The organism is Pengzhenrongella sicca, from assembly GCF_017569225.1.
Lineage (GTDB): Bacteria > Actinomycetota > Actinomycetes > Actinomycetales > Cellulomonadaceae > Pengzhenrongella > Pengzhenrongella sicca.
Map to the genome: position 1 here is coordinate 960011 of NZ_CP071868.1, position 24693 is coordinate 984703.

A 24693-nucleotide genomic window follows, 5' to 3' on the forward strand; every position below is an offset into this window, starting at 1 on the left:
GGAGGGTCTGTGCAGATGGGAGATCGGCAAGGCCCCCGGCGCGAGCCGGGGGCCGCGGCCGTCAGCGCCCCAGCGTGACGTATTTCGCCTCGGTGGCGTCCTTCTGCGGGCGCCACCAGGCCTCGTTCTCGCGGTACCAGGCGACGGTGGCGGCGAGGCCGTCCTGGAAGCTCGAGAACTGCGGCGCCCACCCGAGCTCGGTGCGCAGCTTGCTCGAGTCGATCGCGTACCGCATGTCGTGGCCGGGCCGGTCGTTGACGCGGTCGTAGGCGTCCCGGGGCTGCCCGGTGAGCTCGAGGATCAGCTCGATGACGTCCTTGTTGTTCTGCTCGCCGTCGGCCCCGATGAGGTAGGTCTCGCCGATCCGGCCCTTGTCGATGATCGCCCACACTGCGGAGTTGTGGTCCTCGACGTGGATCCAGTCGCGGACGTTCTCGCCCGTGCCGTAGAGCTTGGGGCGCACCCCGTCGATCACGTTCGTGATCTGGCGCGGGATGAACTTCTCGACGTGCTGGTAGGGGCCGTAGTTGTTCGAGCAGTTCGAGATCGTGGCCTGGACGCCGAAGGAGCGCACCCACGCGCGCACCAGCAGGTCGCTGGCGGCCTTGGTCGAGGAGTACGGGCTCGACGGGTTGTACGGCGTCTCGGGGGTGAAGCGGTCCGGGTCGTCGAGCTCGAGGTCGCCGTAGACCTCGTCGGTCGAGATGTGGTGGTACCGCGTGCCGTGGCGCCGGACGGCCTCGAGCAGCGTGTACGTGCCGATGACGTTCGTCTGCACGAACGGCCACGGGTTCTCGAGCGAGTTGTCGTTGTGCGACTCGGCCGCGAAGTGCACGACGACGTCGGCGTCGGCTACGAGGCGGTCCACGAGCGGGGCGTCGGTGATGTCACCCTGGACGAACGTGATCCGCCCGGCGACCGGCGCGAGGGAGGCCTCGTCGCCGGCGTAGGTCAGGGCGTCGAGCACCGTGACCTGGACGTCGGCGCGGTCGCGGATCGTGTGGTGGACGAAGTTCGAGCCGATGAAGCCGGCTCCGCCGGTGACGAGCAGACGCATGATGGACCTCCTGTTGACGCAGAGGTCACGAGCCTAACGGGAGGCGCAGCCTTCTCGAACGGCCGCGCTCGGGGCTCGGGGGACTCGCGGTATCCTCCGCACTGTGCACAGACAGCCTTCAACGCCGACGGTGACGCCGAGGCGTCGAAGGCGCCGGCAGGCGACGCTCGCGACGGCCGCGGTCCTGGTCGCGGCGCTCGTGCACCTGGTCGCGCAGGCGGGGATGATGCTTCGCTGGGCGGGGTGGCACCCGTCGATGTTCCGGAACTACTACTGGTCTGACCAGCTCGCCTACCTCGCCATCGCCTCGAATGCCGCGAACGGGAATCTCTCGGCGGTCGAACCCCTGACGATGACCGGCTCCAACTACTATCCGCGGGCGTACTACCTGCTGCTGGGGCTCGCCGCGGACGCGACCTCGACCAGCGTCGCGACGATGTGGACGGTGCTGGGTCTCGCGGCGCAGGTCATGCTCGTCGTCGCGATCGGCGCGACGTGCGTGCTCCTGACGCGCCGCTGGTGGACCGGGCTGCTCGGCTTCACCCCGTTCATGTTCGGCACGTTCTCGTGGCTCGTGAGCGACTCGTGGATGACGACCTTGGACTCCCATGCCGTCCTGTGGGGACCCTTCGGGGTGATCTACACGCTCAACGGCGAGTCGGTCGCGCTGTGCCTGGCTGGCGTGGCGCTGCTCGCGCTGCTGCTCGTCGGGGCAGGCCGCGTCCCCGAACGCGCCGCCTGGCCCGTCGCCGTGGCTGCATGTCTCCTCATTGGTGCCCTTGCCAACGTCCAGACCTACTCTTTCCTCGTCGCGGTGTACATGCTGGCGGGCGGCGCGGCGGCCGTCGGACTCGTTCGGGAGCGATCGCGGATCGCACTGCTCGCGACCGCGGTTGCCCTCGTGGTCGTGCTCGCGCTGGGGCCGGCCGCCGGAGCCAGGGTCAGCCCGCTCGCCGTCCTCGTTCTTGGCCTGCTGCCCATGGCACCGGGACTGGTGGTGCTCGCCCGAGCGACCCGCTGGCGCCTCCTGTGGTGCGTGGCTGCCGTCGCCGTCGGAGCGGCGCCGCAGGTGCTTGGCACGGTGTTCGGCATCCTCGGCGGCGATGCCTTCCTCACCTACCGCGAGAGCTCGTCGAAGGACCTCGGCGTGTCCTTCGAGGCTGGGCTGGTCGCTGCGGGCGTCATCCTCCCGGCCCTGGCGTTCATCGCGATGCTCGGGGTGCGCCACCGGCGGACCCTCTGGCTCGCCGTGCCGGTGGCATCGGTTGCCGTGTGGGCCCTCCTGGCGACGAATGACCGTTGGGGAGCGAATCAGGAGCCGTACCGGTTCTGGCTCGACGTCTATGTGCTCGTGGCCGTTCTCACGGTTCCCCTCGGGGCCTGGGCTGCGCTGGAGGCGGTCACGTCATCGGTCGCCCATCGGGGTCCGGCGGATGACCCGTCCCGGGCAAACACGCGCCCGGGATCCCCGCCGCGGGCCGTCGTCGTCGTCGCCCTGGTCGTCGTCGTCGCGTGGGCAGGTGCGGGAATCCCCGACTGGATCCGTTTCCGCGCCGATGTGGCGTCCGCCGGCTACTTGCAGCTCTCGTCGCCGCTCTATGTCGAGGGCGCGACGATCTCCGCCGCGGCCGAGGCCGGCGGGGGCTCGGTGCTGACCGACATGTGCATCGATCCGCTTTTCTTCAAGGTGAACTGGGGCGGCTCGGTGGCGGCCTTCAACCGTGGCCTGGCGTGGCCTGACGAGGTCGAGGCCCTGGACCAGGTGCTGCACATGCGGGCCTCGGGTGTCGTGGACGAGGCGGCGGCGCGCACGGCCGGCGCGCGGTGGCTCCTCACCAGCACTGCGTGCGCCCCTGCGCTCGCGATCCCTGCCACCGCGGAGCGAATCACGTCTGGGGAGTACCCGGCGCACGGCGCAGATCCGGCTGGAACGGTCACGCTCTGGCGCCTGCAGGGCTGAGGACACCGCCGCGACGCACGCCTGATCTCGTCGGGCGACGGCGCGTGCCGGCGTCGGCCGGGACGAGGGCGCGGATGATCACCAGGTAGTCTGCTCGTCATGTCAGTAGCAGCAGACGTCTCCACCAAACCGTCGAAACAGGCTCGACGGCCGACGCGTGCGAGCCGGGCGCAGACCCGGCTGGAATACCGTGCGGCACGCCAGCTCCTCAAGAACCTCGTTCGGCGCGATCTGAAGATTCAGCATCGGGGCACAATCCTGGGCGCCCTCTGGTCACTCATCACGCCGCTCTTGCAGGTCGCCGTCTACACCTTCGTATTCACCGTCATCATGCCTTCCTCGCCGGTCGCCGACGCGGGAGACACACCCTTCGCCGTGTACCTGTTCGTCGGTCTGGTGATGTGGAATCTCCTGCAGAACGGCGTACTCGCCGGCACGGGATCGGTGCTCGGCTCGGGCTATCTCCTCCAGAAGGTCTACTTCCGACGCGAGATCCTTCCGTTGACGAGCGTCCTGTCGGCCGGAGTGACCTTCCTCTGGGAGATGGCAGTGGCGATCATCGTCGTCACGATCTTCGTCGGGCCCCCCGGATGGCAGATCGTCTTCCTCCCGCTGCTGGTGCTCATCACCGCCACGCTGGCCTTCGGGATCGCGGCGCTGCTGTCCGCGGCCGCCGTCTTCTTCAGGGACGTGCAGCACTTCATCGGGATTGCGATCCAGATGTGGTTCTGGGCGACGCCCGTCATCTACTCGCTCACCATCATCGAGGACCGACCGAGCTTGTTGAAAATCATCCAACTCAACCCGATGGCAGGCATCCTGGTGTCCCTGCGCAACATCCTGATCATGCACACGATGCCGGACTGGAAGCTGCTGGGGTACGCCGCTGTCGTGTCGGTGTTCTTCCTGGTGGTTGGGCTTGCGGTCTTCCGACGGAACGAACGCATGTTTGCGGAGATGATCTAGCCATGACTGACGTCGCGATCGAAGTTGTCGACATGTGGAAGAACTTCCGCATCTATCACGAGCGGTCCCACACGCTCAAGGAGCGCTTCGTAGGACGCTCGAACAAGTACGAGGACTTCGTCGCTCTCAAGAACATCAACTTCGAGGTCCCGGCCGGTTCGACCGTGGGCATCATCGGGTCCAACGGCTCCGGCAAGTCGACCCTCCTCAAGGTGCTCGCTCGGATCATGACGCCGAACAGCGGATACGTCCGCGTGAACGGGTCGATGTCCTCGCTGCTCGAGCTCGGCACAGGCTTCCACCCCGACCTCACTGGCCGGGAGAACGTGTACCTCGCCAGCTCAGTGCTCGGGCGGAACGAGAAAGAGACGAACGCGCTCTACGACTCGATCGTCGATTTCGCTGGCGTCGAGCAGTTCATGGATCTCCCGATCAAGAACTACAGCTCGGGCATGAATGCCCGCCTGGCTTTCGCGGTCTCGATCAGCGTCGAGCCCGAGGTGCTCCTCCTGGACGAGGTGCTCTCGGTCGGTGACGAAGAGTTCCAGATGAAGTGCTACGAGCGGATCGCGCACTTCCGCAACGAGGGCCGCACCATCGTGCTCGTCTCCCACAGTCTCGGGACGATCACGACGATGTGCCAGGACGCGATCTGGATCGAGCACGGAGAGCTACGCGCGCAGGGGCCGTCCGACGAGGTGGTGGGGGAGTACCTCGGCAACGTCCACGTCGCCGACGAGGCGAGCTCGCCGCATTCGACGAGCGACACGCGGTGGGGAAACGGCAAGGTCCAGATCACGGCGGTCAACTTCGTCGGCGAGAGCGGCCGGCGGACGACCAACCTCCGTGGCGGGGAGCCGTCGGCCATCGAGATCGACTACGTCAGCTCGGAGCCGGTGGACGAGCTCGTCGCCGGGATCGCGATCTATCGTGCCGACAACGACCAGCTGGTGCACGGGCAGAACTCGCTCCACTCCGATATCGGCGCCAAGCTGCCCGCCAACGGCACGGTGCGCTTCGAGCTCGCCGAGACGCCGCTGCTGAAGGGCCCGTACCTGCTCACCGCCGCGCTGCACGACCGTGCCTGCGCGACGATCTACGACTGGCGTGAGCGGGAGTTTGCCTTCTCGGTCATGAACGGGGCGCGGAGCCTCGGTCAGGCGGGAATGGTCTACGTGGAAGGCACGTGGTCGGTTCCCGTGCGCACGGCCTGACTCCAGAGCTGCGATGAGCGAACAACGTGAAGGACACAATGCTGAGAAATTCTGACGTCGCCACCATGATGCGCAAGGTTCGGGGAACGCTCTCCCGTGCACGGCGGGAACGGGACGACGGTGTTCTGTTCATCGAACTCGAATCGCTGGACCGGTTCGGGCTCGATGCTCTTCGCAGGGACGCGCGTCTTGTCGTCGACCTCCCCTCTGGCTCCGGCCGCCCTGTGATCGGGCCGGTGATCGTCTTCTCCAAGCGGGTCTTCCGCCGGCTGGTGCGCTGGTACGTCAAGCCGATAGCGCTCCAGCAGTCGGGTGTCAACGAGCGCCTCCTCGATGTCGATGCCCGGGTCGCCGGGGTGGCCGCCCGCGCTGAGGCGGGAGTCACGGACCTCCTGATCCGGCTCGAAGAGCTCGAGCACGAGGTCGACCGGCTCTCGTCCGAAGCGCCGCGCCGCGCCCAGCAGTCCCGACCGGACTCCGACGAATCGTCCGCTCTCGATCTCAGTGTCCAGCGGCTGCTCGCCTACAGCGGGTTCGAAGATCGGCACCGCGGCAGCCAAGAGGTGGTGCGCCCGTTGCTGGCGACCTATCTGAAGTACTTCGAAGACTCGAAGGCCGTGGTGGATCTGGGGTCGGGGCGTGGCGAGTTCGTCTCGGTCCTCGAGGAGGCCGGGATTCACGGGTACGGGGTGGACTCCGACGAGTCGCAGGTCGCCACCGCCCGCGCGGCAGGCCGGGACGTGCGGCTCGAGGACGCAGTCGAGCACCTGCACGGGCTGGGCGTGGGCGAGGTCGATGGAGTGTTCTCGAGCCAGGTGGCCGAGCACCTGACCACCAACGAGCTGATGACGACGATCGACCTGGTGCGACGCAAGCTGGCGCCTGGTGGGGTCTTCGTGATGGAGACGCCCAACCCGGAGGCTCTCTTCATCTTCTCGACGTTCTTCTACGTGGACCTGACGCACATCAAGCCGATCCACCCCGAGGCGCTGCGCTGGGCCTTCGAGGCGTGCGGATTCGACGACGTGCAGATCGTGCGCACCCAGAAGGTGCCCGACTCTGCCCGCTTGCAGGCCATTCCTGCGGAGCTGCGTGGCGAGCCCGGCTGGGACGTCGTCGGCCACAACCTCGACATGCTCAACGACCTGATCTACGGGTACCAGCACTATGCCGTCGTGGGACGGAAGCCGGAGGCAGGATCTCGATGAGTGACCTCGTTCCCATCCTTGAAGGCAGCAACGGTGGGCCCCGGCCCGTCGTCCTGGTGCTGCTCACCTGGAATGCCCTCCCGTTCACGAAGCAGTGCTACCGATCCATTCGGGCGACTGCGGGGGCCGACGTTCCGTACCGGCTCGTGTTCATCGACAACGGCAGCGTCGACGGGTCGGTCGACTGGCTTCGGGAGCTCGCAGCTTCCGAGGCGGACGTGACGGTCGTCGAGAACCCGACGAACCTCGGCTTCACCAAGGGCGTCAACCAGGGGATCGCGGAGTCGACCGCGGCCGAAGACATCATCCTGATCAACAACGACATTCGGTTCGACGATGACGGCTGGATCGCGCGCCTGCAACAGGTTGCCTACGCCGAGCCGGGCATAGCGGTCGTCGGCTCTCGCCTGATCGACCAGAACGGTCTCGTGAACCACCTGGGCGCGTACATGCAGCCCGTGGGGATCTACGGCCAGCAGCTCGGCGGGAACGAGAAGGACGTCGGTCAGGGCGGTGGCCTCCGCGACGTCGAGGCCGTGATCTTCGCCTTGGCGTACCTCACCCGTGCAGGGCTCGACGCGCTGGGTGGGCTGGACGAGGGCTTGTTCGCGTACTTCGAGGACACGGACTACTGCCTGCGTGCGCGCCGCGCCGGGATGCGGATCGTCTACTGCGGAGACGTGTCTCCGGTGCATTTCCACAACACCTCGACCCGCGAGAACAAGGTTGACATCTGGGGGCTGCTCGGCCAGTCCCGCGAGTATTTCAGCGAGAAGTGGGGGGAATGGCTCGATGACGGCCGCTACGACGTGGACGTCAGGTGGCGTTCCGTCGCGCACTCGCCGTTGGGTTACGCCGTGGGCAGCCGCCAGCTCATGGAGCAGCTGCACTACCAGGATGTGCGGGTCTCGTTCGAGAACGCCTACGGTGCCACGGAGCCTCCGACCGGGCATGCGCTGATCGACGACTTCATGGTCCGGGAGCCGCGAGACTCGAAGGCGATCCGAGTCTCGTACAGCCAGGCCGACGCCTTCAAGCGACGGTCGACCGGACATGAGGTCGGCTACACGATGCTTGAGGTCACGGGCCTGCCGAAGACCTGGGTCGATGGCTGCAATGCCATGGACGAGGTGTGGGTGCCGGCCTCGTTCAATGTCGACACCTTCCGCAGCAGCGGCGTGACCGTGCCGATCCAGGTCATGCCGCTCGGCGTGGACGACGTGTACTTCAACACTCAGATCAAGGGCGAGCGGATTTCGGAGGCGTTCACCTTCTTGTCCGTCTTCGAGTGGGGCGAGCGCAAGGCTCCCGAAGTCCTGCTGCGCGCTTTCGCCCAGGAGTTCTCCCGCAAGGAGAACGTCATGCTCCTCCTGTCAGTCTTCAACCGCGACCCGTCAATCGACGTCCGCGCCGAGATCGCGAAGCTCGATCTGCCGAAGACCGCTCGAATCGTCGTGATGATCAACCCGGAGTTCGCTGGGTATCAGATGGGCTCCTTGTACCGGTCAGCCGACTGCTTCGTGCTGCCGACCCGCGGCGAGGGCTGGGGGCAGCCTGTGCTCGAGGCTATGGCCTGCGGGCTGCCGGTCATCGCTACCGGCTGGAGCGGCGTGACCGATTTCCTCGACGAGGAGGTCGGTTTCCCGCTCGAGTACTCGATGGCACCGGCCGAAGCGCGTTGCGTGTACTACGACGGGTTCGACTGGGCCGAGCCGGACAAGGACCACCTGCAGGCAAGGATGCGCGAGGTCGTCAACGGCAGTGATGTCGCGAAGAAGCGCGGCGCGCTCGCGGCCCAGCGCGTGACCGACCAGTTCACCTGGCGGCACTCCGCGGAGCGGATCGCCACGCGACTGCGCGAGATCGGATAGCGCCGCAGACCCGTCCGTTCGACGCACACGGAATGCGGCGCCGAGCGGACGGGTCAGCAAGGGGAGCGCTCCTGCTGGCGGCGTGCACGGCGTGCACGTCATGGTGAGGTCAGTTCAGGACGTTGTACGCCACGCCCTCGTAGGCCCAGTTCGGGTCGGCGGTGCGCAGTTGGTGCGCCTCCGCGCTGTCGGCGGTGTAGAAATGCTTGCCGAAGCGGGCGCTCCAGAACCGAAACAGCGGAGCCGTGCCGGCCGCGGTGTCGGTCGGGGCGCAGTACGCCACTCCTTCGTAGTTCCAGTTCCGGTCGTTTGCGCGAACGCTGTTCATCTCGGCTGCGCTCGAGGTGAAGAAGTGCGACTCGAACTTCGGGGAGTAGAACCGGTAGATCGACGTCAGCCCCGCCGTCGCGCACGCCTGCCCTTGGGTCGCATAGGCGGAGAAGGCTACTTTCTCGTACGTCCAGTTGGCGTCAGTCGTGTAGATGTTGATCGCCTCGTCGCCGTCGGCCGTGAAGAAGTGAGCATTGTTGTACGCCTGGCTCCAGAAGCGCTGGACAGTGACGATCGGCAAACCGAGGCCGCTCTGCGGGCCTGCGCTCACGTTCCAGCTGGGGCCGAAGGGGTTGGAGTCCGCGTAGTCGAACGAATCGCCAAGCTCAACGTAGTGGTAGGCACTGACAGCGGAGGGCGTTCCAAGGCAAGCGGCACTGGTCGACATCGCGACGGACTTCTCGGCGGGAGCGAACGTCACGGTGACCGGACAACCAGGAACGGGAAGGGTGTTCCCTGTCTCGTCGATCACCTGGACGAGAACCGCAGACTCGCTACCACCAACTTTTTCCAGCATGAAGTTCCCGTCACTTGCGGATACGTGCAGATATGTCCGCGAAAGCGCATTTACCAGAGTGGCGCGATCCCACGAGCTGAAGTAGACCGTTGAGACGATCGTGCTGGCGTCCAGGCTGACCCGGTACCGCACGACATCGATCGCCGGGATGGTGCCCTCTTCGCCGGAGGGGTCGAGAAAGATCGCGGAATCCGCTGAGGCGGAGGTAGCCGACAGGCCGATGCCGAGCGCCGTGCACGCCACGAGGGCCCCCCACCGCCGCCACCGCAGCGAATGCCGTTGCGGGGGGACGCTGCCAGTCGGACGAGTAATCACGAGTGCTCCCGATGTGTGAGGGGTGGTGTGTACCGATTTTTCGCCGAGGCCGTCGTCGGTACTGTCGAGAACATAGGGGTGCAAGCGCGCCTGATGTGCCCGCTTTGCCGCGCATTCGGGTGAATAAGGGCTGGATGTCACCAGCGCCCAGACCGCTTCGATGGCGAAGGGCACGGAGGCCTTAGAGTGCCTCGCGACGACAAGGGGGTTCTCGTGCGGCAGTTCAGACGAGGTATGGCGGTCTTGGTGGTCGCTGCAATCGCGTTCGTGACAGCGTCATCGGTCGCGTCCGCCGCCATGGGTGTGGACCTCAATTGCAGCGACTTCAGGTACCGACAGGATGCGCAAGATCACCTCGATGCATTTGCTGGCGACCCTGACGGGCTCGACCGCGACGGAGACGGGATCGCCTGCGAGTGGCTTCCATCGCGGCCAGTCAGCCAACCTCCGAGCAGTTTGGCTGTGGTTCCGGTCTGGCGCTTCTGGAGCCCGGGTTTCAACAACGCGCACTTCTTCACCACGAACGCAGCCGAGTCCGCGCACATCCGGGCTGGGGATCCGAACTGGAGATACGAGGGTCAAGCATTCGCGGCCTATGCGCCCGATGGGCAAGGCTGCGATGCTGCCACCGCGGTTTATCGGTTCTACTCCGTGCGTTTCCAGAGCCATTTCTTCACCGCGAGCCAGGCTGAGGCCGACAACATCCGGCTAAACGACTCCAACTGGGCGTACGAAGGAATCGCGTATTGCGCGACGACCGAGAAGGTCGTGGGGTCGACAGCCGTGTACCGGTTCTGGAGCCCGGGATTCGGAAAGCACTTCTTCACCGCGAGTGCTGCCGAGGCGGCGCACCTGCGGGCCAACGACCAGAACTGGAACTTTGAGCGCATCGCGTACTACGTCGTTCCCTAGGTATCTCGTGACGGCGGGAACGAGTTTCTCTGCTACCGCTGGTGTCAGCCCAGGAACGACGCCGTGATCGATCGATTCCCGGTCTCGCCGGTCCGGTCGACAACCTGATTGCGCTCGTTGCCCTACCCCCAGGTGGACGCGGTGTCGCCAGCGCTGCCGAAGCTGAACCCGGACGCCGCCGACCCTGACGTCAGCGTGTTCACGAGGTACCAGACCCCGGCCCGGAAGGCGCCCAACGTGTCGCGACCGTCGTGATTCCAGTCCCCGGCGACCGGCCGGTCGCCGGGGCTAGCGAACCTGACCGCCTGGACGTTCGAACCGTTCACGCCGTCGTCCATCAGGTACCAGGTGCCGTTGCGGAACACGCCGGGGCTCGCGTCGCCGTCGCCGTCCCAGTCGCCAACCACGGGCAGGTCTGCGGGCGACGCGAAGCGCACGACGCGGACGGTCCCGGGGTCATCGGGGTAGGTCAGGTACCAGGTGCCGGTGGACGGCCGGAAGACACCGATGTCGTCCTTGCCGTCACCGTTCCAGTCACCCGCAACGGGGATGTCTGAGGCAGAGGCGAAGACCATCGTCCGGTAGGCAGCCCCGCCGCCGTCGCCGTTGCGCAGGTACCAGGTGCCCGTGGACGGACGGAAGACACCGAGCGTGGCGTCTCCGTCTCCGTCCCAGTCACCCGTGATCGGCTTGTCGGCGGCGTCGCCGTAGGCGTAGCAGGCATCGGCGGCGCCGTTGGAGTAGCCGAGCCGGCCGTACCAGGTAGACCCCCGGCGCACCATCGGGAGGTCGGCGACGGATGCGAGCACGGTCGTGCACGCCGCCGGCTGGGTCGGAGTGAAAGTGGTGGGGATGACGCGGGACTGGTATTGCGGGAAGGGCAGCCCCCCGCGACCTGCGGTGTCCCAGGCGTACACCCGGCCTGAGCCGGCGAGCTCTTCGAGGGTCCCGCCACGCGGGCCGTTGTTCGCCGCGGAGCCGACGACGACCTCGTTCGTCCCGTCTCCGTCGAGGTCTCCGATCGCGGGGCTGCCGAAGATCGCGAACGTCGTGCCGGTGTCGGCGGAGACCTGACCGAAAAGGTCCCAGGCCTTGACGTGCCAGTTGGCGTCGGCGGCGACGATCTCGGGCCTGCCATCGCCCGTCACGTCCCCGAGCACCGGCCCGCTGAAGTGCGCGCCGCTGCCGCTGGGGGCTGTGGTCGTGCGCCCCTCGCTCGCCCAGCGGAGCGAGCCGTCCCAGTTGAGGAGGTAGACGACGCCGCCTGCGCATGATCCGTCCAGGCACGTGGAATCCGCGACCGCGATCTCGGGCCGACCGTCCCCGGAGAGATCCGCCGCGACGGCGGCGCCCAGTACGACGCCGCGCGTCGCGAAGCTCCAGCGGACAGTCCCGTTCCCGTTGACCGCGTACAGGTGATGCCCACGGCTGGCGGGTTCGCTCGGGAAGTAGCCACCGCCGATGAGCACCTCAAGACTTCCGTCGGCGTCGAGGTCGGTCAGTGTCGGAGCGCCGGCCATGAAGGAGTCCGTGCGGAACGGCCAGCCCGGCAACTCATCTCCGGTGATCGTCAAGGCGTGCACCAGGCCGCCCTTGGTCAGGACGCCGTAGGGGCGGCAGTCCCCGCAGTTGCTCTCCACGTCGCTGCCGACCACGATCTCCGGCCGCCCGTCGCCGTTGACGTCGCCGACGGCGGCGCCCGACGCGATGCCGTCCCAGACATCTCGCGGCCAGCCGGGAAGCACGACGCCGCTGCCGTTCCAGACCCACATGAGGTGGCTGTGCGAACCGACGATCACCTCCAGGGTCCCGTTCCCGTCGAGGTCCGCGAGGGTCGGTGCAGCGATGACGCCGGTACAGGCGTTCGTGGCGCACCGCGCCGGGTAGTCGGCGTTGTAGCCGGTGAACTGAGGCCAGCCTGGCTTCAAGGTGCCGTTGGCCGCCCACGCGAACACCCACCCATTGTCCGAGCCCGCGACGACCTCCGGGGACCCGTCACCGTCGATGTCGCCCACCGCGGGTGAGCCGTTGACCGGCCCCGCCTGGACGTTGGCGTCGAGGTAGTTGCTCCAGCGCAGGGACCCGTCGTGGCCGTACACGTAGACCCGGCCGTCGAGCGAGCCGATGACGACCTCGTTCCGGCCGTCGCCGTCGAGGTCCGCAAGCGTGGGTGACGATGCCTTCGCCCAGCCGCTCGTGCCCGTACTGCCCTCGATGGGCACATTCATCGGCCGCGCAGAAGCCAGGTGCGTGGTCACCGGCCATCCCGGCTGAAGTCCCCAGGAAAGCTCCGCGGCGACCGCTGGGACGCTAGCAAGCGCCGTCAGGCCCGCCGCCAATCCGACGGCTACGGTCATAGCGGCCAGGGACCGGAATTTCGCGATGAGGGCTTTAGGCACCTCAGTAGTCTCACTGAAGAACGTCAATTAGGCGAGCCTCCGAGGGGTTTGCCCCAATTCACGTGCATTCCGCGGCCTACCAGGCGGACCTTCCGTGAGTCGGCCTCACGGTAAAGTTCGCCTGTGGAGGTAATGGTGAAGAATCGCAGGTGGATCATAGTTTTTGTCGTCGTCTCGCTCGTCACGAGCGGTGTTCTGTGGCTCTCGTTCGGGGCCGGGGGAGCTGCGGCTCCCGAGGCGTCGTCCTCGACCGGAACGGCATCGGCAGCGCCCGCGCAGACGTCGGCCGGGGTCCAGCCGACCGTCGCGGCAGAAGGCTCGTCCACCCCTGTCCTCGCGACTCCCGCGCAACCCGCTCCGGCCGCCCCCACGGCAACTGCGGGGGAGGAGCTCGCCCCCGGCGGAACCGCCGGGACGCGCGCGAGCGTCGAGGTCGTCATCACCTATGCGACGTGGGACGACGCGACGGCGCAGGCCGAGATCAGCGGGTACGTCACGGGCGTGGTCGAGCAGTCGGGAACGTGCTCGGCGACCTTCAGCCAGGGATCGCAGACGATCGAGGTGCGCGCTGATGCGCTCGCGGACGCCACCACAACATCGTGTGGGGGCTTGATCGCCACCGGGGGCACCCTCAGCACGGGGACCTGGCAGATTAGCCTCGCCTACGACTCCGCCTTCTCCTCAGGTAGGTCGACTACCGTGTCGATAGAGGTGCCATGACCTACGCTCCTCGGCGTCCACGCACGCTACCCAACCGACTGCGGCGCGCCGCTCTCGTCGTCCCGTTCATCGCGGCGCTCTTCATCGTCGGAGCCCCGGTGCCGGCGGACGCTGCCAATCTCTCGAACTTCGACCCTTCGTACCTGATCAGTGACTTGGTCTTTTACGATGCGAGCGCGATGTCGGTGGATGCGGTGCAGTCGTTCCTCGTCGCGAAGGGTGCGAACTGCGTGCCAGCGGCCGACGGCACAGCGTGCTTGAAGAACTATCGACAGAGCACCGTCTCCCGCGCGGCCGATGCGCGCTGCACCGGTGCCTACGCCGGGGCCGCGAACGAGACCGCCGCCGTCATCATCGTCAAGGTCGCGCAGGCCTGCGGCATCAATCCCCGGGTGCTACTCGTCACGCTCCAGAAGGAGCAGAGCCTGGTCACGCGTTCCAGAGCCGGCACAGCGGCCGTGTACCAGAAGGCGATGGGCTACGGCTGCCCGGACACGGCCGCGTGCAACTCCCAGTACTACGGCTTCTTCAATCAGGTCTATTCGGCCGCGTCGCAATTTCGGAACTATGGGCTGAAACCAACGAGCTTCTCGCATCGGGTCGGCGTTGCGCAGACACTTCGGTACCACCCGAACGCCATCTGCGGAGGATCCACCGTCGTCATCCGCAACCAAGCCACCGCGAACCTGTACAACTACACGCCATACCAGCCGAACCCGGCGGCGCTCGCCGCGGGGTACGGCACCGGGGACTCGTGCTCCGCCTACGGGAACCGAAACTTCTGGTCGTACTTCACCGATTGGTTCGGTTCGACGACCTCGCCCAATCCGGTCGGTTCGTTCGACGTCGCCGCCTCGGTAGGCGGCGCAGGGGTGCGGCTCGCGGGCTGGGCGATCGATCCCGACACGACCGCACCGGTGATGGTGCACGTCTACATCGACGGCCAGCCTTCAGGCGTGGTCGCCAACCAGCCGCGTCCGGACGTCGGTGCGGCGTATCCCGGCTGGGGCGATACGCACGGCTTCGACGTCACCCTGCCAGCCGCCGAGGGCGTGCACCAAGTGTGTGCCTGGGCCATCAACCAGCCGGCTGGCTTCAACCCGTTGCTCGGCTGCCGGGCCGTGACCGTCACAAACCATGCGCCGGTCGGGTTCGTCGATTCCGTGACGGCGACGGCGTCGTCGGTGCTGGTTTCCGGGTGGGCGATCGATCCGGATGCCACCGACTCGCTCCAAGTGCACGTCTACATCGATGGGCAAGCGACGGTGCTCCGGGCCGACGGAGCGCGGGCCGACGTCGCAGCGGCCTACCCGGGCCAGGGTGCCGCGCATGGATTCGCGGCAGAGATCGCCGCGGGCGCTGGAACGCACCGGGTGTGCGTCTACCCGATCAACCTCCCGGCGAGCGCCAACCCGGCGTTGCGGTGCGTCACCGTGACTGTGGTGAACGCGTCTCCCATCGGCGCTCTCGACGCCGCTACGGGCGCGCCAGGATCCGTCACGGTCGAGGGCTGGGCGATCGATCCGGAGACCAGCGCGCCGGTGCAGGTGCACGTGTACCTCGATGGCCGCTTCGCCGGGTCCGGACCGGCGGACGTCTCCCGCCCCGATGTCGCTGCTGCGTACCCGGGGCAGGGCGCCGCGCGCGGGTTCTCGCTCGCGGTGCCCGCCGCGCCCGGTTCGCACCAGGTGTGCGTCTACGCGATCAACCAACCCGTCGGGTTCAATCCCGCCGTCGGCTGCCGAGCGGTCACGAGCAGCTGATCTACGCCGGAATCCCGTAGGCGTCGAGCGTTCGGTCGGCGCACGTCGACCAGGACCACCGCCGCGCCCAGGCGCGGCGCCGGTCCCGGTCGGCCGCACCGTCCGGCTGCTCCAGCACGTCGATGAGTGCCTCTGCAAGCGCGTCGGTGTCCGTCGGCGCGATTGCGACGCCGAGTCCTCCTGAGACCTCAAGCAGCACCGGGAGGTCCGAGATGACCACCGGACGACCGCACGCGAGGGCCTCAAGAACAGGTAGCCCGAAGCCTTCGTCGAGGGACGCGAGCACGAGGGCGCGGCTACCGGCGACCAGCGCTTGGAGCTCGCCGTCGTTCAGCCATCCGGTCAGGTGGACTCCGGGCCGGTCGCCCAGGTCCCGCTCCCGGCCCGCCGGCCCGGCCAGTACCAGATCCGGGAGTTGCGGGAACTGGCTGCGCGCGCGGCGGTGCGCGTCGAGCAGGCGGGGCAGGTTCTTTCGGGGGTCAAGAGACCCGACGTAGACGAGGTAGTCCGGTGGCAGCCCGCGGGAGGCGAGCCACGCCCTCGATGCCGCGGGTGCCGTGAACCACCCGTCGTCGACTCCGAGCGGGGTTGCCACGACCCTGCCGGGCTCGAGCCCGTAGAAGTCGCCGACGACGCCAGCCATCGTCTCGTTGAGGACGGCGACCTGGGCCCCGCGGTCGAGAGCCCGGGCAACCAGGGTCTCGTATCGCCTGCTTGTCGCCGAGACGGTGTCGCGCCGCAGCGCGTACGTGAGGTCGTGGACCGTGACGACCTCGCGGGCACGACGCGTAGGCGGGGAGACGAAGTTGGTCCCGTGGAAGACATCGCAGCGGCCGACCAACGTCTCGATCCGCGGGTGGTCGGTGCGTTCCCATGCCGTGAACAGCGCCGTCGCCGGCACGGGCAGCCCGACGTGCTCGAAGGCGGGTGGGGCATCGGCCGGCCGGCCGCGGTGCCGCGTCCAGGTGCTGATGGCGAGCGACGCCTCAGCGTCGCGCCTGGCAATCGCTGCTGGCAGCTCGCGCAGCAAGTGCTCGACGTACCGACCGATGCCGGTCCGCACCCCGAGCAGCGCGGTCGCGTCGATCACGAGGCGCACGGACGCTAGCTCGCCTCGGGCGCCGGCACCGCTGGGCGCATGCGCTTGCCGAGCACCGCGTACGCGGCCCTGCGCTGCAGCTCGGCTTTGCGCGCCATGACGTTCCCCCGCCAGACGTCGGTCACCCGTACGGTCTCGGGCGCGAGCTCACGGGCGAGCCGGTGGAAGGCCTCAGCCTGGCTGCTCTGCTCGAGCGCGAGCCGGACGCTCCACTGGCCGGCGCTCACCCGAAAGGCGGCCAGCGAATCGTGTAGCGCCGCGAGATCTCCGTGCATGAGCACGCGGGCGTACGTTCCCGCGTCGATGTAGAACGGGTTCGTGCCGTCCCACCACCCGGCTGCTTCGAGAGCCGAGCGCCGGAACAGCACGCACGCCGGCTCGCCCAGTGGGTTCGTACCGCTGCGGACGATCGACCGCACGGCGAGCCGCCCATCGATCCGTCCGTACATTCCGTTCAGCCCGCGCGCGCGCAGGAACACTCGACCCTGCCCGTCGACCAGGTCGCGCGAGCACGCTGTCATCGCGACACCCGCGTCCAGGCGGTCAAGCTCGGCGACCTGGCGCTCGAGAATCGCAGGGTAGAGGAGGTCGTCGCCACACACGAGTTTGAGATACTCACCCGTCGCGGCCTGGCTGACGCAGTTCCAGTTCCGCTGGGCTCCTCCACCGGCCGGCGTGCGAGAGATTCGGACCCGAGAATCGGCGGCGTAGCGCTCGATCAGGATCGCGGTGTCGTCTGTGGACGAGTGGTCGGCGATGAGGAGCTCAAAATCAGCGAAGGTCTGCGCGAGCACCGAGTCGATCGTTTGCTCGATGTAGTCGGCATTGTTGAACGCCGGGACGACCACGGAGACGCGCGGGGTCACGGGGTAGCACCTGTGCTGCTGTGTGGTTTCGGATCGAGCACCGGCGGGCGGCGGAACGAGAATCCACGGTGCCCGAACCAGCTGACGAACATCGTGACCGTCGTGATCAGCAGCTGGGCGGGGATCGGGGGTACGCCGAAGGCCTCGACGAGCAGTGGCAGGAATGCGGCGTTGATGCCGAGCGCAGTGAGGTTGACCACCTCGAATCGAGCCAAGTCGAGCCAGACGTGACCCCGAACGCGGAACACAAAGCGGCGGTACAGCACGAAAGCGCACAGCACCGCGGCGACGTGCGCGCAGCCCAGGCTCGCCATGTAGCCGTAGCGGGTTCCGACCGTCAGCTGGAAAAGGACGAACCAGCCGGTGCCGACCAGCGTGTTGATCGCGCCGACGAGGAGAAAGGCGATGCGCTGATCCTTGACAAGGCTGAACAGCGGACCGAGCGCGCCCACCATGCCGGCCGGTGGCTGGCCGGCTTGCGCATCCGAAGGCTGGCTCACGTGACTCAATCGTCGGGGGGTAGACACGGTGGGCCCCGACGTCCGGGGGTGTCGGGACGACTATAGTCGCTTCGTGATGAGCGCAGCCGACCGTCCGGAAGGGCGCACCCACCGACTCTCAGTCGTGATTCCGGTGTACCAGGGAGAGATCACCCTCACGGAACTCCTGGGTGAGCTCGACCACCTGACGAGCGAGTTCACCACCCCGGACGGCAATGTCGCGGTCGTGGCCGAGGTCTTGCTGGTCTTCGACAACGGTCCCGACGGCTCGGCCTCCGTGATCCGGACACTCGCCGAGAAGTACCCGATGGTGCGGCCGGTCTGGCTGAGCAGGAACTTCGGGCAGCATGCGGCGACCCTGGCCGGGATGGCCTCGTCCGGGGGCGACTGGATCGTCACGATGGACGAGGACGGGCAGCACGACCCCGCCGACATCGGTCGAATGCTCGACGTGGCTATGCGCGCAGGCGCGAGTGTCATCTACGCCAAGCCGGAAAACGCGGCGCCGCACGGGGTCGTTCGCAATGCCGCCTCCAAGGGGGCCAAGCGCGCGATCCGTGCGCTCGCCGGTGGACTGGACACGACGGTGTACCAGAGCTACCGGCTCATGCTGGGCGAGGTGGGTCGCAGCGTCGCCGCGTACGCGGGTGCAGGCGTCTACCTCGACGTTGCCCTGGGGTGGGTGGCCGGTGACGTCGCGACCTGCCCCGTGCTGCTCCGCGCCGAAGGCGGCCGCCGCTCCGGGTACAACCTCCGTTCGCTCCTCTCGCACTTCTGGCGCCTGGTCCTCTCCAGCGGCACGCGTGGACTCCGGGTCGTCAGCGTGACGGGCTTCCTGTTCGGGGTGGCCGGGCTGCTGCTCGCGATCGTGATCCTTGTCGGAAGGCTGGCCGGCGACGCGACGCCCGCAGGATGGACCTCGATGGTGATCATCGTGCTGCTGACGACGGGCGCCGTGCTGTTCTCGCTCGGCATCGTGGCCGAGTACATCGGCGTCGCGGTCAACATGGCGATGGGCAAACCGCTCTACCTCATTGTGAGCGATCGCGAGGCCGGCCCGCTCGGTTGGCATCGACCGCTGCCATGACGCCGGGGCCGCCGATCTGGGTGGTGGGTGCCGGCGGACTCCTCGGCGGAGCAATCGTTCGGCTGGCCGGCACACACGGCCGTGATGTGCTCGTGTCCAGCATCCCGTGGCACGACGCGGCCGCCGCGGCCACGGCGCTTGCCCAGGACCTCGACGCCGTCGTCGTACGTGCGGCCGGCGGGCCGTGGGACCTCCTGTGGTGCGCGGGTTCGGGCGTCACCTCGACCGGAGAGCGCCTGCTCGACGCGGAGGTACGCACGATCCGGCAGTTCATCGACGAGGCGATCGAACGCCATGGCGCGGGCCTCGGGCGCGGGGCAGTCTTCATGGCGTCGACGGCTGGCGGGATCTACGCCGGTTCGGTCGACCCTCCCTTCGACGAGCTCTCGCCGCCGCAGCCCTTGTCGGCCTACGGAGAAGCCAAGCTCGCGGCCGAGAAGGAGTTCGCACGCCTCGCCGCGGAGGTCGGGTGCCGGGTGCTCGTCGGTCGGATGTCGAATCTCTACGGTCCCGGGCAGAACCTCGCGAAGTCCCAGGGACTGATTTCACAGCTGTGCCGGTCGCAGCTCCTTGGCGAGCCGATCGGTGTCTATGTCTCGCTCGACACCGTGCGGGACTACCTGTTCGTGGACGATGCCGCCGCGCTCATCCTCGACGGCCTGGCCATGCTGCGCGACCGCGCGAGCGCGGGCTCGACCGTCGTCAAGATCCTGGCCTCGCAGCGCTCGTCCTCGGTTGCTGCAGTGCTCGGCGAGTTCCGACGCATCTTCAAGCGTGGGCAGCTCCTTCGGCTGGCCGCCTCAGCGCAGTCCGGTCAGCAGGCCCGGGACCTGAGGTTCCGCTCGGTCGTGTGGACCGACCTGGACCGCCGAACGATGACTCCGCTGCCGGCGGGCATTGCCGCGACGGCGGCCGACATCGGGCGGCGCATCCGAGCGGGAGAGCTCGCCGCGGTCGCCCGGACGTAGGCATCGATGTGAGTCCCGTGCGTGCTCGGCAGGCGGCCTAGCCGCCGACGACGTACTCCCAGGCCTCCGTCGCGTACTGGTCCCACGTCCGCCCGGGGACGTCCCGGGCCTCGGTCACGAGGCGAGCGTGCGCCTGCTCGTCGTCGACGAGCGTCGTGATGGCCTGCGCGATCGCATGGTCGTCGCGCGGATCGACGAGAAGCGCGCCGCCCGCCTGCCCGATCTCCTGCATGCTGCCGAAGGACGAGGTGATGACGGGGGTGCCCGACGCGATCGCCTCGGCCACCGGCAGGCCGTACCCCTCGTTGAGAGAAGGGAACACGACGCATCGCGCCACGTCGTAGGCGGCCCACAAGAGGTCGTCCGAGAGCGCCGAGACGGACTGAACGGGCCGGCCTGCCTCCTGGAGCTCCGACATGCGCTCCCGGAAGCCCTCGCCGCCCCACGAGTTGCCGCCGACGAACACGAGGCTGAAGCGCGTGCCGGCCCGCCAGGCCAGCTCGGCCCCCTGCAGCACCGCGAGGTGGTTCTTGCGCGGCTCGTGGCTGCCGACGCAGAGGATCAAGGGCAGGGCGTCGGTCGTGAGCGTCGACCGCACCATCTCGACCGCGTGGGGAGTGGGCTTCTCCGCCTCGACGGGGAGCATGATCGTGGCGATGCCCGGCCCGGGCAGGCCGACGCCGACCAGCATCTCGCGCCATCCCTCGTACTCGCGGGCCGCGGCGTGGGAGATCGCTGCGACCCGGTCCATGTGGCGCACCGCCGCCAGGTTGTTGGCGAAGGCGGTGCCCATTTCGGCACCGATCGTCTCGCCGCTGCTGAGCGGCACGCAGTCGAAGCCGATCACCGATGTCCGCGACCGGGAGAACCGGGCCAGCGCGAGAAGCCGGTTCGTCCGACGCATCTCGGTGGCGAGCTCAGGCAGGATGTACGTGGCGCCCCACGGGACGACGATGGTGCCGTCACCGCCGACATGGTGCACGGTCGTCTCGTCGCCACCTCGCAGCGCCACCGCTCGCTCGGACTCGTCCAAGAGCCGCATCGCGCGGTGATCCTGCGTCCAGCCCACGAGGGTGATCTCATGGTCGCGAGACCACCTGGAGGTGGTCTGCCGCGCGACCCGTTGGATGCCCGTGGCGAGCGCCGTGTGGGACGTGTGCTCGACGTCGACCAGGACGGTGCCGCTCATGACCGTGACTGTGCGCAGCTCTCGGCCGCGGTGCAGCGGATTGGCGGAGGGCAGGAGGATTCGTCGCAGGACGTCGAGCGGCCCGTCGAGCGCGATCTCCCGCGCGGCTGCGATGACGTCGGCCTCGAGCGGGAGCTCGGCGCGGAGCACCGCGAGCGTGAGCCACACCGTGCTCTGGTCGGGCGCCGAGAGCAGGCGGACCACCAGGGGGATCAGTTCGCGGCCGGACTCTGGGGGGACCTGTCGCTCGTCGAGGGCGCCGACGAGGGCTCGGAGTCGTTGCCGCAGCGACGCCGAGCGCGCCGAACGGCGCACATCGACGATGGAGCCCAGACGCCGTTCGGAGATCCCCGCACGCCAGCCGTTCACGCGCTGACCTCGACCTTCTCGACGAGCTGAGTCCAGAGCTCGCGCGCATAGTCCGACCAGGTGCGCGGAGGTCGGGCGTGTGCCTCGGCGGTGAGAGCCGCGAGCCGCTCGTCGTCCGTGAGTAGGAGGCGCATCGCCGACGCCAGAGCCTCGTCGTCTCGCGGATCGATCATGATCGCCCCGCCTTCGTGGGCGATCTGCGCCATTGAACCGATGTTGCTCGTGATCGCCGGCGTCCCGACCGCGAGCGACTCGGCGACTGGCAGACCGAATCCCTCGTGCAGCGATGGAAACACGGTGAAACGAGCGGCACGGTAGGCCTTCCACAGGGAGTTGTCGGTGACGCCGCGGCCGACGCTCACGGGTCGACCACGGCGGCGCAGCGACCGGAGCACGGAGTCAAAACCGGCAGAAGCCCAGCTCGAGCCCCCGATGAACTCAAGCCGGAACTTCAAGCCCTCGCGCCAGAGCACCTCGGACGCGTGGAGCACCGCGAGATGGTTCTTGCGCGGCTCGTGGCTGCCGACGACGAGAACGAGGGGCAGCTCCCGGGCCGTCCCCACCGGCGGCGCGACGGCCGAGGCCGGAATCTCGACGGGGAGTGTGCACTCGGAGACCTCCGGCCCCGCCAGGCCCTGGGCGGGCAGCATGTGCACGAACCCGCGGAACTCCGCGCTCGCCGAGGCGCTGATCCCGCTGACGCGGCGCGAGTGCTTGATGATCGTCAGGTACCGGACGAACCGACGTGGCTCGACCGGAGGCATCAGGTCGGCGCTCACCACGGGGATGAAGTCGTACCCGATCGCGCTGACCGCCGTGCCGGAATGCTCGGCGAGGCTGGCGAGGGCGGTGCAGCGATCGGGACCGGGCACCTCGGGGAGCACCAGCACGCTCTGCCACGGGACGATCACGCGCGGGGCGCTCGCGCCACGCGCGGGCGCTGGACGTCGGGTGCCGGACCACCGCAGCACGCGGTCCTCCTCATCGGGACCGAGGGCCCGAAAGGCACCGCTCGCAGTCCAGGAGACGAGCGTGATGTCATGCTCGCGCTCCCAGATCGGCACCGTAGACCGAACGACCCGCTGGATCCCGGTGTTCAGGTCGTTGCGAGAGCTGAAGTCGACGTCCACGAGCACGGCATCGACGACGACGTCGATCTCGGTCAGCGGTGCGCCGGTCGCCCGAAGTTCGGCGAGGCCGAGGTCAAGGAGCCACAGCATTCCGTCGGCCGTCGTGTCGAGCTCGAGGCGGCGTCGCGTCGCGCGGACGGTCGCGTCGTCGGGGAACGTCCCCGAGATGGCCACCAAGAGCAGCCACGTGGCCGCGGTGCCGTCGCTGGAGCGGACATGGCCGACGAGCGCATGGAGGATCGTCGCCGCGTCGGCGGCCGGGTTGGCCGACGGTTCGAACTCTTCGGACAGCAGCACTGTCGCGGCGGCGCGCAGGCGCTGGGCGAGGGCGGCTCGCACCGCGGTGGCGTCAGCGGGTCGCTGCATCTGCACGAGCCTTTCGGGCGGAGCGGTTCAAGATCGTCTTCACGACGCGAAGTGGCCGGGTGATCCGCCAGGACAGCGTCTGGTGCAGGGCCGTGAGCTCGGCGGCGATCGCTTCGTTGCTCCGGCCGCGCCCGGCGTACTCGATGGCGGCTTCGGACCATCGCTCCATCGCGCGAGCGCGCCAGGTGGTGTTCTCCTGCTCGAGCGCTGCAATCCTCGTCTTCAGGTCTGCCCTCTCAGCCTCCACTTCGCGTAGCCGCCGCTCAAGCTCCGAGACCTCGAGCGTCTGAAACGAATCGTCAGGGCCTGCCGGGTGATCCACCTGGGCCAAGAGCGCGGCGCTGTGCTCGGGCGCTACGAGGTACTGCGCCGCGCCGTCGAAGAGCGCGGGTTCGTAGCCGGCCGCCAGGAGAAGGGCGAGTCCGGACGCGGCCTCAGCAGGGGCACTTCGCGTCGCGGCGGGCGCAGCGAGCACCGCGATCCAGGGCCGCACGGTGAGGAGGTCGAGCGCGCCGACGACGGCGCCGGTCGGATCCGCGACGCCGATCAGGACGGCATGCAGCGGCTCTGCGCTCGACGGGGGCTGGGTGTGCAGGGAGTCGACGGCCACGGTCGTTCCTACCCAGCCGCGCGACTCGAGCGCGACGCAGCGGCTAAGGGCGTTCGGGTCGGCGGTCACCTCGAGGAACCGTGGCTGACTGAGTCCCCCCAGGGCCCGGTGGAGGATCACATCTTCGCGTCGAGGCGCGAGGGACACAAAGAGTTCGGCGGGCACCCGGTTGAGTCTACCGACCCGTCGACTGGCCCAGCCTCGCCCGTCGAATGGGGTGAAGCCGGTGTCGTGGCCGGTAGAGTTTCGATGCAAACACTCGCCGACGACCGAACAGGTGTCTGATGAAGCGCGCGCTGATAACCGGTGTGACCGGTCAAGACGGCCTTTACCTCTCTGAGTTGCTGCTCTCCAAGGGGTATGAGGTCTACGGGCTGATACGCGGCCAGAACAACCCCAAGTTCGAGTTGGTGGAACGCCTGGTTCCCGGGGTCAAGCTGCTCACCGGTGACCTCACCGATATGTCCAGCCTGATCAGGGCCTTGAACGTCTCGCGCCCGGACGAGGTGTACAACCTGGGTGCGATCTCGTTCGTCGCGTATTCGTGGGAGAACGCGATGCTCACGACGGATGTGACCGGCAAGGGTGTGCTGAACATTCTTGAGGCAGTGCGGTTGTACTCGGGTGATGACCCGGCCAAGGTGCGCTTCTACCAGGCGTCCAGCTCGGAGATGTTCGGCAAGGTGCAGGAGGTGCCGCAGCGCGAGTCCACGCTCCTGTGGCCCCGCTCGCCGTACGGCGTCGCGAAGGTCTTCGGGCACTACATGACGATCAACTACCGCGAGTCCTACGGGATGCACGCGTCCTCCGGCGTCCTGTTCAACCACGAGTCGCCGCGCCGGGGGTTCGAGTTCGTCACGCGCAAGGTGAGCCAGGCCGTCGCGCGGATCTCGCTCGGCCTGCAGGACACGATCACGATGGGCAACCTCGACGCCAAGCGGGACTGGGGCTTCGCGGGCGACTATGTCGAGGCGATGTGGCGCATGCTGCAGCAGGACACGGCCGACGACTACGTGATCTCGACCGGCGTGACCCACTCGATCCGGGAGCTGCTGGAGGTCGCGTTCGCGCGCGTCGGCATCGAGGAGTGGGAGCACCTGGTCACGCAGGACCCGCGGTTCATGCGACCGGCCGAGGTCGAGTTGCTCATCGGCGACTCAGCAAAGGCCCGGGACGTCCTCGGGTGGACCCCGAAGGTCGGCTTCGAAGAGCTGGTCGGCATGATGGTCGACAACGACCTGGCCTTGCAGCGCGCCCAGGCACGGCTGTAGCACCGC

Annotated in this window: 20 protein-coding genes; 11 read left to right on the forward strand and 9 right to left on the reverse strand. The window is 68.1% G+C overall.

What is annotated here, in order from left to right:
* Positions 1–61: 61 nt before the first annotated feature.
* A complete protein-coding gene (rfbB, locus tag J4E96_RS04280) occupies positions 62–1057 on the reverse strand; it encodes a dTDP-glucose 4,6-dehydratase (RefSeq protein ID WP_227424549.1) in 996 nt (331 codons plus the stop codon).
* Positions 1058–1160: 103 nt separating this feature from the next.
* Between rfbB and J4E96_RS04285 the strand changes: the two genes are divergently transcribed.
* The 5 genes from J4E96_RS04285 to J4E96_RS04305 all read left to right on the forward strand — a co-directional run bounded on the left by J4E96_RS04285 (position 1161) and on the right by J4E96_RS04305 (position 8276).
* Positions 1161–3017 (forward strand): hypothetical protein, encoded by a 1857-nt coding sequence (locus tag J4E96_RS04285; protein ID WP_227424550.1) that lies wholly within the window; start codon positions 1161–1163, stop codon positions 3015–3017.
* Positions 3018–3116: 99 nt separating this feature from the next.
* Positions 3117–3983: an ABC transporter permease gene (locus J4E96_RS04290; RefSeq protein ID WP_227424551.1), complete on the forward strand. Its 867-nt coding sequence runs from the start codon at positions 3117–3119 to the stop codon at positions 3981–3983.
* A 2-nt stretch (positions 3984–3985) separates the two neighbouring features.
* Positions 3986–5197 (forward strand): ABC transporter ATP-binding protein, encoded by a 1212-nt coding sequence (locus J4E96_RS04295; RefSeq protein ID WP_227424552.1) that lies wholly within the window; start codon positions 3986–3988, stop codon positions 5195–5197.
* Positions 5198–5223: 26 nt separating this feature from the next.
* Positions 5224–6405 (forward strand): class I SAM-dependent methyltransferase, encoded by a 1182-nt coding sequence (locus J4E96_RS04300; protein ID WP_227424553.1) that lies wholly within the window; start codon positions 5224–5226, stop codon positions 6403–6405.
* Positions 6402–8276, forward strand: coding sequence for a glycosyltransferase (locus tag J4E96_RS04305; RefSeq protein ID WP_227424554.1), 1875 nt, complete (start codon positions 6402–6404; stop codon positions 8274–8276). The genes J4E96_RS04300 and J4E96_RS04305 overlap by 4 nt, the downstream gene beginning before the upstream one ends.
* Before the next feature lie 109 nt (positions 8277–8385).
* Here the strand turns inward: J4E96_RS04305 and J4E96_RS04310 are convergent, their stop codons facing one another.
* On the reverse strand, positions 8386–9612 hold the full coding sequence (locus tag J4E96_RS04310) for a hypothetical protein (protein ID WP_227424555.1): 1227 nt from the start codon (positions 9610–9612) through the stop codon (positions 8386–8388).
* A gap of 12 nt (positions 9613–9624) precedes the next feature.
* Here J4E96_RS04310 and J4E96_RS04315 point away from each other — a divergent pair, with 12 nt between their 5' ends.
* Complete coding sequence (locus tag J4E96_RS04315; RefSeq protein ID WP_227424556.1) at positions 9625–10350, forward strand: excalibur calcium-binding domain-containing protein; 726 nt, start codon at positions 9625–9627, stop codon at positions 10348–10350.
* Positions 10351–10472: 122 nt separating this feature from the next.
* On the opposite strand, the gene J4E96_RS04320 is transcribed toward J4E96_RS04315, so the two are convergent.
* Positions 10473–12608: an FG-GAP repeat domain-containing protein gene (locus tag J4E96_RS04320; RefSeq protein ID WP_227424557.1), complete on the reverse strand. Its 2136-nt coding sequence runs from the start codon at positions 12606–12608 to the stop codon at positions 10473–10475.
* Between the two features lie 276 nt (positions 12609–12884).
* Between J4E96_RS04320 and J4E96_RS04325 the strand changes: the two genes are divergently transcribed.
* A complete protein-coding gene (locus tag J4E96_RS04325; RefSeq protein WP_227424558.1) occupies positions 12885–13469 on the forward strand; it encodes a hypothetical protein in 585 nt (194 codons plus the stop codon).
* A complete protein-coding gene (locus J4E96_RS04330) occupies positions 13466–15232 on the forward strand; it encodes a hypothetical protein (protein ID WP_227424559.1) in 1767 nt (588 codons plus the stop codon). Before J4E96_RS04325 ends, J4E96_RS04330 begins: the two co-directional genes overlap by 4 nt.
* A 1-nt stretch (position 15233) precedes the next feature.
* On the opposite strand, the gene J4E96_RS04335 is transcribed toward J4E96_RS04330, so the two are convergent.
* Genes J4E96_RS04335 through J4E96_RS04345 form a run of 3 tightly spaced genes read right to left on the reverse strand, consistent with a single transcriptional unit; the run spans position 15234 to position 17697 of the window.
* Positions 15234–16331, reverse strand: coding sequence for a glycosyltransferase family 4 protein (locus tag J4E96_RS04335; RefSeq protein WP_227424560.1), 1098 nt, complete (start codon positions 16329–16331; stop codon positions 15234–15236).
* Positions 16332–16336: 5 nt separating this feature from the next.
* Positions 16337–17197, reverse strand: coding sequence for a glycosyltransferase family 2 protein (locus J4E96_RS04340; RefSeq protein WP_227424561.1), 861 nt, complete (start codon positions 17195–17197; stop codon positions 16337–16339).
* The gene (locus J4E96_RS04345; protein ID WP_227424562.1) at positions 17194–17697 is read right to left on the reverse strand and encodes a GtrA family protein; all 504 of its coding nucleotides are present in this window, start codon (positions 17695–17697) and stop codon (positions 17194–17196) included. Before J4E96_RS04345 ends, J4E96_RS04340 begins: the two co-directional genes overlap by 4 nt.
* Before the next feature lie 76 nt (positions 17698–17773).
* Between J4E96_RS04345 and J4E96_RS04350 the strand changes: the two genes are divergently transcribed.
* Both J4E96_RS04350 and J4E96_RS04355 read left to right on the forward strand, forming a co-directional pair.
* Positions 17774–18784 (forward strand): glycosyltransferase, encoded by a 1011-nt coding sequence (locus J4E96_RS04350; protein ID WP_227425662.1) that lies wholly within the window; start codon positions 17774–17776, stop codon positions 18782–18784.
* A complete protein-coding gene (locus tag J4E96_RS04355) occupies positions 18781–19752 on the forward strand; it encodes an NAD-dependent epimerase/dehydratase family protein (RefSeq protein WP_227424563.1) in 972 nt (323 codons plus the stop codon). The genes J4E96_RS04350 and J4E96_RS04355 overlap by 4 nt, the downstream gene beginning before the upstream one ends.
* Positions 19753–19789: 37 nt before the next feature.
* On the opposite strand, the gene J4E96_RS04360 is transcribed toward J4E96_RS04355, so the two are convergent.
* From J4E96_RS04360 to J4E96_RS04370, 3 genes are read right to left on the reverse strand one after another with little or no spacing between them, the layout of a single operon-like run.
* Positions 19790–21310, reverse strand: a complete 1521-nt coding sequence (locus J4E96_RS04360) for a glycosyltransferase (RefSeq protein WP_227424564.1) — start codon at positions 21308–21310, stop codon at positions 19790–19792.
* The gene (locus J4E96_RS04365; RefSeq protein ID WP_227424565.1) at positions 21307–22806 is read right to left on the reverse strand and encodes a glycosyltransferase; all 1500 of its coding nucleotides are present in this window, start codon (positions 22804–22806) and stop codon (positions 21307–21309) included. The genes J4E96_RS04360 and J4E96_RS04365 overlap by 4 nt, the downstream gene beginning before the upstream one ends.
* A complete protein-coding gene (locus J4E96_RS04370; protein ID WP_227424566.1) occupies positions 22790–23671 on the reverse strand; it encodes a hypothetical protein in 882 nt (293 codons plus the stop codon). Before J4E96_RS04370 ends, J4E96_RS04365 begins: the two co-directional genes overlap by 17 nt.
* 29 nt (positions 23672–23700) lie before the next feature.
* On the opposite strand from J4E96_RS04370, the gene J4E96_RS04375 reads away from it, so the two are divergent.
* The gene (locus tag J4E96_RS04375) at positions 23701–24687 is read left to right on the forward strand and encodes a GDP-mannose 4,6-dehydratase (protein WP_227424567.1); all 987 of its coding nucleotides are present in this window, start codon (positions 23701–23703) and stop codon (positions 24685–24687) included.
* Positions 24688–24693: the final 6 nt, after the last annotated feature.